Annotated in this window: 12 protein-coding genes; 10 read left to right on the top strand and 2 right to left on the bottom strand. The window is 75.8% G+C overall.

Features of this window, described 5'->3' with window-relative positions; genetic code table 11:
* Window positions 1-129: 129 nt before the first annotated feature.
* The 3 genes from ACI79B_RS12080 to ACI79B_RS12070 are packed head-to-tail and all read left to right on the top strand — an operon-like array spanning window position 130 to window position 3,552.
* Window positions 130-1,470: a 3-oxoacyl-ACP reductase gene (locus ACI79B_RS12080; RefSeq protein ID WP_456928221.1), complete on the top strand. Its 1,341-nt coding sequence runs from the start codon at window positions 130-132 to the stop codon at window positions 1,468-1,470.
* On the top strand, window positions 1,470-2,321 hold the full coding sequence (locus tag ACI79B_RS12075; protein WP_456928222.1) for a MaoC family dehydratase: 852 nt from the start codon (window positions 1,470-1,472) through the stop codon (window positions 2,319-2,321). Before ACI79B_RS12080 ends, ACI79B_RS12075 begins: the two co-directional genes overlap by 1 nt.
* 16 nt (window positions 2,322-2,337) lie before the next feature.
* Window positions 2,338-3,552, top strand: coding sequence for an acyl-CoA dehydrogenase family protein (locus ACI79B_RS12070; protein ID WP_456928223.1), 1,215 nt, complete (start codon window positions 2,338-2,340; stop codon window positions 3,550-3,552).
* Between the two features lie 21 nt (window positions 3,553-3,573).
* Here the strand turns inward: ACI79B_RS12070 and ACI79B_RS12065 are convergent, their stop codons facing one another.
* Window positions 3,574-4,755, bottom strand: a complete 1,182-nt coding sequence (locus tag ACI79B_RS12065) for a hydroxymethylglutaryl-CoA reductase (RefSeq protein ID WP_456928224.1) — start codon at window positions 4,753-4,755, stop codon at window positions 3,574-3,576.
* A 143-nt stretch (window positions 4,756-4,898) separates the two neighbouring features.
* On the opposite strand from ACI79B_RS12065, the gene nagB reads away from it, so the two are divergent.
* Complete coding sequence (gene nagB / locus ACI79B_RS12060; RefSeq protein ID WP_456928225.1) at window positions 4,899-5,681, top strand: glucosamine-6-phosphate deaminase; 783 nt, start codon at window positions 4,899-4,901, stop codon at window positions 5,679-5,681.
* On the opposite strand, the gene nagA is transcribed toward nagB, so the two are convergent.
* Window positions 5,678-6,805: an N-acetylglucosamine-6-phosphate deacetylase gene (gene nagA / locus ACI79B_RS12055; RefSeq protein WP_456928226.1), complete on the bottom strand. Its 1,128-nt coding sequence runs from the start codon at window positions 6,803-6,805 to the stop codon at window positions 5,678-5,680. The two genes, nagB and nagA, sit on opposite strands and share 4 nt — an antisense overlap.
* A 158-nt stretch (window positions 6,806-6,963) precedes the next feature.
* Between nagA and ACI79B_RS12050 the strand changes: the two genes are divergently transcribed.
* From ACI79B_RS12050 to ACI79B_RS12025, 6 genes are all read left to right on the top strand, one after another.
* A complete protein-coding gene (locus ACI79B_RS12050) occupies window positions 6,964-8,727 on the top strand; it encodes a glycoside hydrolase family 2 protein (protein ID WP_456928227.1) in 1,764 nt (587 codons plus the stop codon).
* A gap of 105 nt (window positions 8,728-8,832) precedes the next feature.
* Window positions 8,833-10,362 carry an ABC transporter substrate-binding protein gene (locus ACI79B_RS12045; RefSeq protein ID WP_456928228.1) on the top strand — a complete coding sequence of 510 codons (1,530 nt, stop codon included), beginning with the start codon at window positions 8,833-8,835 and terminating at the stop codon, window positions 10,360-10,362.
* Window positions 10,359-11,303 carry an ABC transporter permease gene (locus ACI79B_RS12040; protein WP_457000144.1) on the top strand — a complete coding sequence of 315 codons (945 nt, stop codon included), beginning with the start codon at window positions 10,359-10,361 and terminating at the stop codon, window positions 11,301-11,303. The genes ACI79B_RS12045 and ACI79B_RS12040 overlap by 4 nt, the downstream gene beginning before the upstream one ends.
* Entirely contained in the window at window positions 11,300-12,238 is a 939-nt protein-coding gene (locus ACI79B_RS12035) for an ABC transporter permease (RefSeq protein WP_456928229.1), read from the top strand. The genes ACI79B_RS12040 and ACI79B_RS12035 overlap by 4 nt, the downstream gene beginning before the upstream one ends.
* Entirely contained in the window at window positions 12,235-13,254 is a 1,020-nt protein-coding gene (locus tag ACI79B_RS12030; RefSeq protein WP_456928230.1) for an ABC transporter ATP-binding protein, read from the top strand. Before ACI79B_RS12035 ends, ACI79B_RS12030 begins: the two co-directional genes overlap by 4 nt.
* Window positions 13,251-14,318: an ABC transporter ATP-binding protein gene (locus ACI79B_RS12025; protein ID WP_456928231.1), complete on the top strand. Its 1,068-nt coding sequence runs from the start codon at window positions 13,251-13,253 to the stop codon at window positions 14,316-14,318. The genes ACI79B_RS12030 and ACI79B_RS12025 overlap by 4 nt, the downstream gene beginning before the upstream one ends.
* The last annotated feature ends 8 nt before the right edge of the window (window positions 14,319-14,326 follow it).

Genomic DNA, 14,326 nt, shown 5'->3' with positions numbered 1-14,326 from the left:
CCCCCCCCCCGCCCCGCCCCCCCCGCGCCCCCCGCGCGCGCCGGCCCCCCCCGCGGCCCCCCCCCCCCCCCCGCCCCCCCCCCCCCCCCCCCCCCCCCCCCCCCCCCCACGTCTCGGAGAGGAACACCCGTGAGCGACTGGTACACGACCTTCGCCAACTCCGGCGTCGGGTCCGGCGTCGTCAGGCAGCTCGGCCTGCCCCGGCCGGCCGTGCTGCGCCGGTACGAGCCCGGGCAGCCCCTGCTGCCCGGCCCGGCCGTCGTCGGGACGGCGGGGGAGGGCCGGCTGGGCGGCACGCTGGCCGCCGTCCTCCGCGACGCCGGCGTGACCGTCCCGGCCGCCGACGACGAGGGCGAGCGGCCCGCCGCCGTCCTGCTCGACGCCACCGGCCTGACCGGGCCCGGGCAGCTGGCCGCGGCGCACGCCTTCCTCGCCCCGGCGGTCACGCGGCTGCGGCCCACCGGCCGGGTGCTCGTGCTCGCCGACCCGCCCGCCGACGCCGGCTCCCCGGCGCAGGCCGCGGCCCGGCAGGCCCTGGAGGGGCTGGTCCGGTCGGTGGCCAAGGAGCTGCGCGCCGGGTCGACGGCGAACCTCGTGGTCGTGCCGGAGGGCGCCGAGGCGTCGGTCGGCAGCGCCGTGCGGTTCTTCCTCTCCGGCCGGTCCGCCTACGTGGACGGGCAGGTGCTCACCGTGTCGGCGGCCGACGTGCCCGCGGACGAGGACCCGGTGCGCCCGCTCGCGGGGAAGGTCGCCGTCGTCACCGGGGCCGCGCGCGGCATCGGCGCGGCGATCGCCCGGGTCGTGGCCCGCGACGGCGCGCACGTGGTCGCCGTCGACGTCCCGGCGGCCGGGGAGGCGCTGGCCGCGGTGGCCAACGAGGTCCGCGGGACGGCGTTCCAGCTCGACATCACCGCCCCCGACGCCGCCGGGCGATTGGTCGCCCACCTGCGCGAGCGGCACGGCGGGGTCGACGTCGTCGTGCACAACGCCGGGATCACCCGGGACAAGCTGCTGGTCAACATGGACGCCGCCCGCTGGGAGTCGGTCATGGCGGTCAACCTGCAGGCGCAGCTGGACCTCACCCGCGCGCTGCTCGACGCCGACGGCCTGCTCCGGCCCGGTGCCCGCGTGGTCGCGGTGAGCTCGCAGTCGGGCATCGCCGGCAACCGCGGGCAGACCAACTACGCGGCGAGCAAGGCCGGCGTCATCGGCATGGTGCGCGCCTGGGCCCCGGAGTTCGCCGGGCGCGGGGCCACGATCAACGCCGTCGCGCCGGGCTTCATCGTCACCGAGATGACGGCGAGGATGCCCTTCGGCACCCGCGAGGTCGGCGCCCGGATCAACTCGCTGCAGCAGGGCGGCCTGCCGGTCGACGTCGCCGAGACGATCGCCTGGCTGTCCTCGCCCACGGCCGCCGGCGTGAACGGGCAGGTCGTGCGCGTGTGCGGCCAGTCGGTGCTGGGCGCCTGATGGTCACCGTGCTGGAGTCGGCGCCGGCGATGGCGCCGCTGTTCGTGCGGGCCGCGCTCACCGCGCGGGGCCGCGGCGGCGACCTGCCGGCCACCCGGCTGGCCCGCCGCGGCGTGACCGTGGACCCGGCCGAGGTGGCCGCCTACGCCCGGGTCTGCCGGTTCCCGCTGGCCGACGCGCTGCCGGTGACCTTCCCGCACGTGCTGACCTTCCCGCTGCAGGTCGCGCTGATGAGCGACCGCGCCTTCCCGCTGGCGCTGCCGGGCCTGGTGCACGTCCGCAACCGGATCGACGTGCTGCGGCCGGTCGGGCTGGGGGAGGGCCTCGACCTCGAGGTGTGGGCCGAGCGGTTCGCCGTCCACCCGCGCGGCGCGACCGTCGACCTGTGCGGGTCCGTGTCGGCCGGCGGCGCCGAGGTCTGGCGCGGCCGCTCCACCTACCTGGCCCGCGGGGCGCGGGCGCCGGAGGGCGCGCCCGCATCCGACGTCGACGTGACCGTCGGCGACCTGCCCCCGGGGACCGTCCGCTGGCGCGTCCCGGCCGACGCCGGCCGCCGCTACGCCCGGGTCTCCGGCGACGTGAACCCGATCCACCTCTCGGCGCTGACCGCTAAGGCCTTCGGCTTCCCGCGGGCGATCGCGCACGGGATGTGGGCCAAGGCGCGGGCGCTGGCCGCGCTGTCGGGCCGGCTGCCCGGGGCGCTCACCGCCGACGTCGGCTTCCGCCGGCCGCTGCTGCTCCCCTCGACGGTCGCCCTGGCCAGCGCGCCGGTGGACGGCGGGTGGGACCTCGCGGTACGCGACCCCCGGGACGGGTCCGACCACCTCGTGGGCACCGTCCGCCCGCTCTGACCGGAGGAGATGCACCGTGGCCGTGTCGTTCCAGCTCACCGAGGACCAGGTCGAGCTGCAGAAGTGGCTGCACGAGTTCGCCGCGGACGTCGTCCGCCCGGTGGCCGCCGAGTACGACGAGCGCGAGGCGTTCCCGTGGGAGGTGCTGCAGGAGGCGGCGAAGATCGGGCTCTACTCGCTCGACTTCTTCGCCACCCAGTGGTTCGACGAGTCCGGCCTCGGCATCCCGCTCACCATGGAGGAGCTCTTCTGGGGTGACGCCGGGATCGGCCTGGCGATCGTCGGCACCACGCTGGCGGCCGCCTCGGTGCGCGCCAACGGCACCGACGAGCAGGTCGGGCAGTGGATCCCCGCCATGTTCGGCACCGAGGCGGAGCCGAAGGTGGCCGCGTTCTGCTCGTCGGAGCCCGACGCCGGCTCCGACGTCGGGGCGATGCGCACCCGCGCGGTCTACGACGAGGCGACCGACGAGTGGGTGCTCACCGGCACCAAGACCTGGGCCACCAACGGCGGCATCGCCGACGTCCACGTCGTCACCGCCGTCGTCGACCCGGAGCTGAAGGCGCGCGGGCACGCCAGCTTCGTCGTCCCGCCGGGCACCAAGGGGCTCGCCCAGGGGCAGAAGTTCCTCAAGCACGGCATCCGCGCCTCGCACACCGCCGAGGTCGTCCTCGACGGGTGCCGGGTCCCCGGCGACTGCCTGCTCGGCGGCCGCGAGCGGCTCGAGGAGCGGCTGGCCCGGGCGCGGGAGGGCCTGCGCAGCGGCCGCACCCAGCCGTCGATGGCCACCTTCGAGCGCACCCGGCCCGGCGTCGGCGCCCAGGCGGTCGGGGTGGCGCGGGCGGCCTACGAGTACGCGCTGGACTACGCGAGGCAGCGGGTGCAGTTCGGCCGGCCGATCGTGGAGAACCAGGCGATCGCCTTCATGCTCGCCGACATGAAGACCTCCATCGACGCCGCCCGGCTGCTGGTCTGGCGGGCCGCGTGGATGGCGCGCACCGGCCAGCAGTTCACCTCCGCCGAGGGCTCGATGAGCAAGCTGGTCGCGGGCGAGACGGCGGTGCGGGTGACCGAGCAGGCCATGCAGATCCTGGGCGGCAACGGCTACACGCGCGACTACCCCGTCGAGCGCATGGCCCGCGACGCCAAGATCTACACGATCTTCGAGGGCACCTCGGAGATCCAGCGACTGGTCATCGCGCGGACGATCTCCGGCGTCCAGATCCGCTGAGCCGGGGTGCGCCGGGCCGGGTCACCGGTTGCGACCCAGCGCGTCGTGGCTGGTGACCCAGTCGCCGGCGAGGATCGCCGAGGTCAGTGACACGTCGCCGGCCAGCACCACGCCGGCGCAGATCTCGGCGAACTTCTGCACCTTGCCCGAGCCGTAGCAGCCGAGCAGCTCCAGGCACTCGCGCTGGGTGGGCAGCCCGGTGCCGCCGCCGTAGGTGGCCACGATCAGCGAGGTCAGCGTGGTCGACCAGTAGTAGTCGCCGTTCTCCAGCAGCTGGGTGTAGGTGACCCCGGAGTGCGACTCGCTGACGTTGGCCACGTCCTGGCCGGTCGCGATGAACAGCGCGGTCAGCCCGTTCGCCGCGTGCGCGCCGTTGTAGGCCGCGCCCGACATGAACGAGCCGGCCATGCCGATCTGCCGGTACTCGAACAGGTCCCGGGTGTCGACGCCGGTCAGCCGCTGCAGCACCTCCCGGGGGATGGTGGCCTCGGCGACGACGCGCTTGCCGCGGGTCATGAGCATGTTGATCTGCGAGTGCTTCTTGTCGGTGTCGATGGCCCCGGACAGCACGTAGCGCGGGTGGTCGGGGTGGTTCTCCCGGATCCACTCGCAGGCGGCCAGCGTCGCCTTGCCGGTCATGTTCTGGCCCGCGGCGTCGCCGGTCGTGTAGTTGACCCGCAGGTACCGCAGCGGCCCGATCTGGTGCTGGCCGATGTAGGTCAGCCGGCCCGAGCGGGTGGTGGCCTCGGCGGCGGCGCGGATGTCGTCGAGGTGCTCGTCGACCCAGCGGCCGAACTCCCGGGCCTGCAGGGCGTCGTCGAACATGAAGGCGGGGGCCCGCTGCATGTGGTCGTCGACGACGGTGGTGCGGATGCCGCCGCTCTCGCCGAGCACCCGCATCCCGCGGTTGTAACTGGCCACCAGCGTGCCCTCGGTCGTGGCCAGCGGGACGAAGAAGTCGCCCTGCGCGTGCTCGCCGCGCAGGGTCAGCGGGCCGGCCAGCCCGATGGGCACCTGGGCGACGCCGGTGAAGTTCTCGATGTTGCCGGGCAGGACGGCGGGGTCGAAGGAGTACTGGCGGACGTGGTCGAGGCCCGCGCCGGTGCGCTCGGCGACGAAGGCCTGGCGCTTGTCGGCCATCTCACGGGTGTAGTCGTGCTCGCGGTCCCGGGGGATGCGGGTGCGGTGGGCGGTGTCGGTCATCAGGGCACCTCGGCTCGGATGCGGACGGCGCACCCAGTGTGATCCGGCCCACGTTCGTCCGCGACTCCGGTCTGGACCCGCGGCCGGTCCGCGCGGCCCCGGCGCTCCCGCTCGCCCCGTGGGCGGGGTGGGACAGTGGCCGGGTGGAGGTGGTCGTCCTGCCCGGCCCGGACGACGTCGCCCGGGTCGCCGCCGACGTGGTCGCCGACGTCGTCCGGCACCGGCCCCGGGCGGTGCTGGGCCTGGCCACCGGGTCCTCGCCGGTCGGCGTCTACGCCGAGCTGGCCCGCCGGGTCGCCGCCGGGGAACTCGACCTCTCCGGCGTCAGCGGGTTCGCGCTCGACGAGTACGTGGGGCTGCCGCCCGGGCACCCGCAGGGCTACGCGGCGGTGATCGCCCGCGACGTCACCGGCCCGCTGGGCCTGGACCCGGCGCGGGTGCACGTCCCCGACGGCGGCGCGGCCGACCTGGAGGCGGCGGCGGAGGAGTACGAGCGGGCGATCGCCGCGGCCGGCGGCGTGGACCTCCAGCTGCTGGGGATCGGCGCCAACGGGCACGTCGGGTTCAACGAGCCGACGTCGTCGTTCGGCTCGCGCACCCGGCTGACGACCCTCGCCCCGCGCACCCGCGCGGACAACGCCCGCTTCTTCGCCTCGCCCGACGAGGTGCCGCTGCACTGCCTCACCCAGGGACTCGGCACGATCCTCGAGGCGCGGCGGCTGCTGCTGGTCGCGCAGGGGGGCGCCAAGGCCGAGGCGGTCGCGGCCGCCGTCGAGGGGCCGCTGACCACCGTCTGCCCGGCCTCGGCGCTGCAACTGCACCGGCGGGCGACCGTCGTCGTCGACGAGGCCGCCGCGGCGCGGCTGACCCTGCTCGGCCGCCACCGGCACACCCACGCGGCCCAGCCGCACCGGCAGCGGCCCTAGCGGACCCGGCGCCCGGCCGCCCAGACGGCCCTGACGGACCGGTCCGCGTCGAGGGCGACGAGGTCCGCGGCGGCGCCGGGCGCCAGCAGGCCCAGCCGGTCGCCGAGGCCGAGGACCCGCGCCGGGGTGGCGGTCAGCGCGGTCACCGCGGCGACCGGGCCGACGCCGGCGGCGAGGGCGGTGCGCAGCGCGGCGTCCTGGGTGAGCGTGGACCCGGCGATGGTGCCGGTGCCGGCCAGCACCGCCCGGCCGCCGCGCACGGTGACCGCCCGCCCGCCCAGCCGGTGGTCGCCGTCCCCGGCGCCGGCGGCGGCCGTCGCGTCGGTGACCAGCGCGACCCGGCCGGGCGCGCCGGCCACCAGCAACCGCGCGACGACGGGGTGCACGTGCACGCCGTCGAGGACGAGCTCCAGGGTGACCCGCGGGTCGGCCAGCGCGGCGCCGACCGGGCCGGGCTCGCGGTGGTGCAGGCCCGGCATGGCGTTGAGCGCGTGGGTGAGCAGCCGGGCGCCGGCGTCGAACGCGGCCGCGGCGAGCGCGGCGTCGGCCTCGGTGTGCCCGACGGCGACGACGACGCCGGCGGCGGTGAGGTCGCGCACCGCCTCCAGCGCGCCGGGCAGCTCGGGGGCGACGGTCACCTGGCGCAGCGTGCCGCGGGCGGCGGTGAGCAGCCGGTCGACGGCGTCCGCGGTGGGGGCGCGCAGGTGGCGGGGGTCGTGCGCGCCGCAGCGGGCGGGTGCGAGGAACGGGCCCTCGAGGTGCGCGCCGAGCACGGTGGGGTCCGCGGCGGCCACCTCGGCGATGCCCGCCAGGGACGCCTCCAGCCCGGCCAGCGGCGCGGCCACCAGGCTGAGCACCGAGCGGGTGGTGCCCGCGGCGCGGTGCACGGCCAGCGCGGTGCGGATCGCGTCGGGGCCGTCGTCGAAGGCCGCGCCCCCGCCGCCGTGCGCGTGCAGGTCGACGAAGCCCGGGGTGAGCTCCGCGCCGGCCAGGTCGAGGGTCTCGCCGGCGTGCCCGGGCGACGGGCCGGTGCCGGTGGCGGCGATCGTGTCCCCGTCGATCAGCACCCAGCCGTCGTCGGCGACCCCGCCGGCGTCGAGCAGCCGGACGCCGGTCAGCAGCACACCGGGATCCTCCTCCACACGGTGCGGCCGGCGGCGTGCGCGCCTGCGCGCCCGTCGTCGACCTGCGGTCGTCTCGCGCGGCCCGAGGCGGCCGCAGGTCGACACCCGGCGGCCGCGGGGCCGTGCGGGGCCCGCCCGGGTCCGGTGAGGTGGGAGGCGTGGACCGCCGCGACGACCCGACCGCCCACCCCCGCCCGCTGCTGCGCCGGCCCTGGCGCTCGCTCGACGGGGACTGGCAGTTCGCGGCGGACCCCGACCTCGCCGCCACGCCCGGCACCGTGCGGTTCGACCGCACGATCCGCGTCCCCTTCGCCCCGGAGACCCCGGCCAGCGGCATCGGGTGGACCGGCCCGCTGCACCGCGCCTGGTACCGCCGCCCGCTGCCCGGCCGGCAGGGCGACCGCCGCACGGTGCTGAACCTCGGCGCAGTGGACCGCGTGTGCGACGTCTGGGTGGGCGGCGCGCACGTCACGCGGCACGAGGGCGGCTACACGCCCTTCCGGGTCGACGTCACCGACTCCCTCGGCGACGGCGCCGACCTCCTCGTCCGGGCCGACGACGACCCCCGCGACCTCGAGGCGCCGCGCGGCAAGCAGGACTGGCGCGACGAGCCGCACGCGATCTTCTACCCGCGCACCACCGGCATCTGGCGCACGCCGTGGCTGGAGTCCGTGGCGCGGGAGCACGTCACCGACGTCGTCTGGCGCGGTGACCCGCGCACCCTGCGGGTCGACGTCCGGGTGGAGCTGTCGGTCCCCGTCACCCGCGCCCGGCTGCACCTGCGCCTGTGGGCCGGGGAGCGGCTGCTCGCCGACGACGCGGTCCGGGTCGACGGCACGGTGGTCGAGCGGACGCTGCGGGTCGGCGACGGCGGCACCGACGACCGCTGGCACCTGACCTGGGAGCCCGGCCCGGACCCGGTGCTCCTCGACGCCGAGATCGCGCTGGTCCGCGACGACGGCGAGGTCCTCGACGAGGTCGCGAGCTACACCGCGCTGCGCTCGGTCGAGGTCGACGACGGGCGCTTACTGGTCAACGGCCGGCCGGTGCCGCTGCGCCTGGTGCTCGACCAGGGCTACTGGCCGCACACCGGCGCCACCCCGCCCGACGTCGCCGCGCTCCGCCGCGACCTGGAGCTCACCCGCGCGCTGGGTTTCACCGGCGCCCGCAAGCACCAGAAGACCGAGGACCCGCGGTACCTCGCCCTCGCCGACCGCACGGGCCTGCTGGTGTGGACGGAGATGCCCGCGGCGTACCGCCCCGGCCCGACGTCGGCCGCCCGGCTGCTGCGCGAGTGGACCGAGGTGGTGGTCGCCCACCGCGGGCACCCGAGCGTGGTCGCGTGGGTGCCGCTCAACGAGTCGTGGGGCGTGCAGGAGGCGGCCGCCGACCGCACCCAGCGCGGCCTGGTCACCGCCCTGGCGGCCACGGCCGACGCGCTCGACGGCACCCGCCCGGTCTCGGCGAACGACGGCTGGGAGGCCCTCGGCGGGAGCATCCTCGGCGTCCACGACTACGAGCAGGACCCGGCGGTGCTCGCCGCCCGCTACGCCACCGCCGCCGACCTCGAGCGCCTGGCCGGCGGGCGGCGGCCCGACGGCCGGCTGACCGACCTCGACCGCGCGGGCGTCGCCGGCCGCGCCGTCGTCCTGTCCGAGTTCGGCGGGATCGCGCTGAACGCCGGGCGCTCCGACCCCGACCGCACCGAGCCGTGGGGCTACGCCGACGCCCGCTCCCCGGAGGACCTGCTCGCCCGCTACCGCGACCAGTGGGCCGCGGTGCACGCGAGCACCGCCCTGGCCGGGGCCTGCTGGACCCAGCTCACCGACACCTACCAGGAGGTCAACGGCCTGCTGACCGCCGGCCGGGTGCCCAAGTGCGACGTCGAGGCGATCCGCCGGGCCACCACCGGCGCCGGGTGACGGCCGGGTCGAGGAACCGTAACGATCACGGTCTCGAACTGCGGGGACGGCGGGACAGGGCCAGTGTCGGGGGCGGAGACGACACCGAGCCCCGCGGAGGTCCCCGTGCGCACGAACCGGCTCCTGCCCCTCGCCGCCGCGGCGGCCCTCGTCCTCTCCGCCTGCGGCGGCGGGGAGAGCGTCGACACCGGCGGAGGGGGAGGCGGGGGCGGAGGGGACGACGTGCTCGTCGCCGCGGTCAGCGCCGAGCCGGACCAGTTCGACCCGCACGTCACCAACGCCTACGCGAGCTTCCAGGTGCTGGAGAACGTGTACGACACGCTCGTCGTCCCCAGCGCCGAGGACCTCACGATGCAGCCGAGCCTGGCCGAGTCGTGGACGACCAGCCCCGACGGGCTGACCTGGACCTTCACCCTCCAGGACGGCGTCACCTTCCACGACGGCAGCGAGTTCGACTCCGCCGACGTCGTCTACAGCTACCGGCGGATCATCGACGAGGACCTGTCCAACGCCTACCGCTTCGCCACGGTCGCCGACGTGCAGGCGCCCGACCCGCGGACCGTCGTCATCACCCTGACCCGGCCGACGCCGAACCTGCTCGAGCTCATCGGGTCGTTCAAGGGCATGGCGATCGTCTCGGAGAACGCCGCCGAGGAGTTCGACCTGCAGAGCGAGGCCAACGGCACCGGCCCGTTCCGGCTGGAGAGCTCCGACGCCAACGCCACCACCCTCACCACCTTCGACGACTACTGGGGCGGGGCACCGGGCATCGACGGCGTCGAGTTCCGCTACATCTCCGAGCCCAGCTCCGCGCTGACCGCGCTGCGCAACGGCGAGGTCCAGTGGACCGACAACGTCCCGCCGCAGAACGTGGCGGACCTCGAGGACGACGAGGCGGTCGAGCTCGGCTCGGTCACCAGCGTCGAGTACTTCTACCTGTCGATGAACTACGCCGTCCCGCCGTTCGACAACCGGGACGTGCGCCGGGCCATCGCGACCGCGCTGGACCGCGACGAGATCACCCAGGCCGCCCGCTTCGGCACCGCGCAGCCCAACCAGACGGCGATCCCGCAGGGCAGCCCCTGGTACCTGGACTACGCGCCGTTCACCCCGGACGAGGAGGCCGCCCGGCAGCTGCTGGCGCAGGCCGGCGTGCAGACGCCGCTGACGATGGGCCTGATGGTCACCGACGAGTACCCCGAGACGGTGGCCGCCGCCCAGGTGATCGCCAGCGAGCTCGAGCCGATCGGCATCCAGGTGGAGATCCAGGAGGAGGACTTCGCCACCTGGCTGGACCGGCAGTCCCAGGGCGACTTCGACGCCTTCATGCTCGAGTGGATCGGCAACATCGACCCGGCCGACTTCTACGAGAACCAGCACCTGTCCACCGGCGGCAGCAACTACCAGGGCTACAGCAACCCGCAGGTGGACGAGCTGCTGACCCGCGCCGCCACCGAGCCGGACCAGGCCACCCGCAAGGGCCTCTACGACGAGGCCGCGCGGATCATCGTCGACGACGTCAGCTACCTGTACCTCTACAACCCCGACGAGGTGCAGGCCTGGGTGCCGGGGCTGACCGGCTACCAGGTGCGGGCCGACTCGGCGATCGAGTTCGAGAACGTGGAGCTGCCCTGAGCGGCTACCTGCTCCGGCGGGCCGGCCAGGCGATCGTCGTCCTGGCCGGTGTGAGCGTCCTCGTCTTCTCCCTGATCCACCTCGTGCGGGGCGACCCGATCCGCCTGGCCCTCGGCACGAGGTACTCCCAGGAGACCTACGACGCCCTGCGGGAGCGCAGCGGGCTGGACCTCCCCCTGGTCCAGCAGTACTTCCTCTGGGCCGGGCGGGCGGTGACCGGCGACCTCGGGGTGAGCTTCCGCAGCGGCGACACGGTGACCGCGCTGATCGCCGAGCGGCTGCCGGCGACGCTGACGCTGGCGTTCGCCGCGCTGCTGGTGGCGCTGGTCATCGCGCTGCCGCTGGGCATGCTCTCGGCGCTGCACCCGCGGTCGTTCGTCGACCGGCTGGCCACCGTGGTCAGCCAGTTCGGCATCTCGGTGCCCGACTTCTGGCTGTCGATCATGCTGATCCTGGTCTTCGCCGGGACGCTCGGCTGGCTGCCCTCGGGCGGCTACGTGCCACTGACCGAGGACCCGCTGGGCTGGGCGCAGCGGCTGGTGCTGCCCGCGATCGCCACCGGCGTCGTCTCGGGCTCGGTGATCACGAGGTTCGTCCGGTCGAGCACGCTCGAGGCACTGGGCTCCGACCACGTGCGGACGGCGCAGGCCAAGGGCGTCGCGACCCGCCAGGTGCTGACCTGGCACGTGCTGCGCAACGCCCTCCTGCCGCTGGTCACGGTCACCGGCGTGCAGCTGGCCTACCTGCTGTCCGGCGTCGTCGTCGTGGAGATCGTCTTCTCGTGGCCGGGGCTGGGTCAGCTGGCCTACCAGGCGGTGCGCGACCGCGACTTCCCGGTGCTGCAGGGCGCCGTCCTGCTGTTCGCCCTGGTCTTCCTGGTCGTCAACCTGCTGGTGGACCTGCTCTACAGCCGCATCGACCCGAGGATCACCCGCCGATGACGCAGCTGCCGACGCCGGGCGCCACCCCGGCCGTCCCCCCGCCCGCCGAGCCCCTGCCGACGGCGGCCCCGCCGCGCCCCCGCTGGCGGGAGACGCTCGGCCTGCTCGCCCGCAACCCGACCGCCGCGGTCTCGGCGGTGGTCCTGCTCCTGATCGTGCTCATGGCGGTCTTCGACGAGTCGCTCGCCCCCGACGGCCCCAACGAGCAGGACCCGTCGCTCCAGCTGCAGCCGCCGAGCTGGGACCACCCGTTCGGCACCGACGAGTTCGGCCGCGACATCCTCAGCCGGGTCATCCTGGGCGCGGCGACGTCGCTGCGCGTCGGTTTCCTCTCCGTCGCGTTCGCCCTGGTCGTCGGCACGCTGATCGGCCTGCTCGCCGGCTTCTACGGCCGGTGGGTCGACGACACGCTGATGCGGCTGATGGACGTGCTGTTCGCCTTCCCGGCGGTGCTGCTGGCCATCGCCATCGTGGCCATCCGCGGCGCCGGGCCGGCCAACGCGATCCTCGCGATCGGCATCGTCTACGTGCCGATCTTCGCCCGGGTCACCCGCGCCAGCGTGCTCGGCGTGCGCGAGGAGGTGTACGTGCGGGCCTCGCGCTCGGTCGGCGCCTCGGACTGGCGGCTGATCACCCGGCACGTGCTGCCCAACGCCGCGCCGCCGATCATCGTCCAGACCTCGATCAGCCTGGCCTTCGCGGTGCTGGCCGAGGCGGCGCTGTCCTTCCTCGGCCTGGGCCCGCGCCGGCCCAACCCGTCGTGGGGGCTGATGCTCGCCGACGGCCGCGGCTTCATCGAGCAGGCCTGGTGGTACACGGTGTTCCCGGGCCTGGCGATCGTGATCACGGTGCTGTGCTTCAACCTGCTCGGCGACGGGCTGCGCGACGTCCTCGACCCGCGGCAGCGCACCCTCATGGCCGGGGGCGGGCGGTGAGCGCGCTGCCCGAGCCCGCGGTGGGACGGGTCCTGGAGGTCGAGGACCTGCGGGTGGACCTGCGCACCCCGCGCGGGACGGCGCACGTGGTCAACGGGCTGAGCTACACCGTCGGGCCGGGCGAGACGGTCGCCGTCGTCGGGGAGTCCGGCAGCGGCAAGAGCGTGTCGGTGCTCGCGCTGATGGGGCTGCTGCCGGCGCGGACGGCGACGGTGACCGGGCGGGCCCTGCTGCAGGGCGAGGACCTGCTCACCATGTCCCCCGACCGGCTGCGGCAGGTCCGCGGGCCCGGCGTCGGCATGGTCTTCCAGGACCCGATGACCTCGCTCAACCCGGTGCTCACCGTGGGCCGCCAGCTCACCGAGGGCATCCGCGCGCACGGGGCGGTGTCGAAGGCCGCGGCCCGGGCGCGCGCGGTGGAGCTGCTCGGCGAGGTGGGCCTGCCCGACCCCGGCCGCGCGGTGGACCGCTACCCGCACGAGCTCTCCGGCGGCATGCGGCAGCGGGTGGTCATCGCGATCGCGCTGGCCAACTCGCCGGCGCTGCTCGTCGCCGACGAGGCGACGACGGCGCTCGACGTCACCGTGCAGGCGCAGATCCTCGACCTGGTCGAGCGGCTGCAGGCCGACCACGGCACCGGCGTCATCTGGATCACCCACGACCTCGGCGTCGTCGCCGGCATCGCCGACCGGGTGCTGGTCATGTACGGCGGGCGCTGCGTGGAGGACGGCACGGTCGACGACGTCCTCGAGCGGCCGGTGCACCCCTACACCCGCGGCCTGCTCGGCGCGCTGCCCGACCTCGCCGCCGACGACGGCGGCGACCTGGCCACCATCCCCGGGACGCCGCCCGCGCCCACCGACCTGCCCGCGGGCTGCGTGTTCTGGCCGCGCTGCCCGGTGCGCGGCGACGCCCGCTGCGAGACCCGGCAGCCGCCGCTGACGGTCGTCGACCGCGGGGACCGGGTACTGCCGCACCGGGCGGCGACCTGGTGCGCGGAGGGGGAGGCGTCGTGACCTCGACGACGGAGCGGGAGGTCCTGGTCTCCGCCCGCGGCCTGGAGGTGCACTTCCCGGTCCGCTCGGGCGGGCTGCTGCGCCGCACCATCGGCGTGCTGCGCGCCGTCGACGGCGTGGACCTCGACGTGTACCGCGGCGAGACGCTGGGCCTGGTGGGGGAGTCCGGCTGCGGGAAGTCCACGCTGGGCAACGCGCTGCTGCGGCTGGTCCCGCCGACCGGCGGCACGGTCACCTTCGACGGCACCGACGTCACCGCGATGGGGAGGAGGGAGCTGCGCGAGCTGCGGCGCCGGGCCGGGATGGTGTTCCAGGACCCGTTCGCCTCCCTCGACCCGCGGCGCACGGTGGCGCAGACGGTGGCCGAGCCGCTGGAGGTGCACGGCCTGCACCCGGGGCGGCAGGCGCGGGCCGCGCGGGTGCGCGAGCTGCTGGAGCTGGTCGGCCTGGACCCGGCGGTGGCCGCCCGCTACCCGCACGAGTTCTCCGGCGGTCAGCGGCAGCGGGTCGGCATCGCCCGCGCGCTGGCCGGCGAGCCGGACTTCCTGGTCTGCGACGAGGCGATCGCCTCCCTCGACGTCAGCGTGCAGGCGCAGGTGCTCAACCTGCTGCGCCGGCTGCAGCGGCAGCTCGGCCTCACGCTGCTGTTCGTCTCGCACGACCTGTCGGCGGTGCGGCACGTGTCCGACCGGATCGCGGTGATGTACCTGGGCCGGGTGGTCGAGGTCGGGCCCGCGGCCGCCGTCGCCGCGGAGCCGCAGATGCCCTACACGCGGGCGCTGCTGTCGGCGGTGCCGCTGCCGCACCCGGCGCTGGAGCGGTCCCGGCAGCGGATCGTGCTGCGCGGCGACGTCCCCTCGCCGGCGCGGGTGCCCAGCGGCTGCCGGTTCCGCACCCGCTGCCCCGACGTGTTCGAGCCCTGCCCCGACGTCGACCCGGCGCTGCAGCCGGTCGGCTCCGCGCCGGGGCACGTCGCCGCCTGCCACCTGCACGGCGTCGTGGGGGAGCCCGTGGAGCGCGAGCGGCCCGACCAGCCGGTCACCGCGGGCGACCCGGCGACCTGACCGGGCCG

The organism is Geodermatophilus sp. SYSU D00879, from assembly GCF_054050375.1.
Note: the sequence above shows the minus strand (reverse complement) of the source record. Positions and strands in the feature narration are given on the sequence as shown.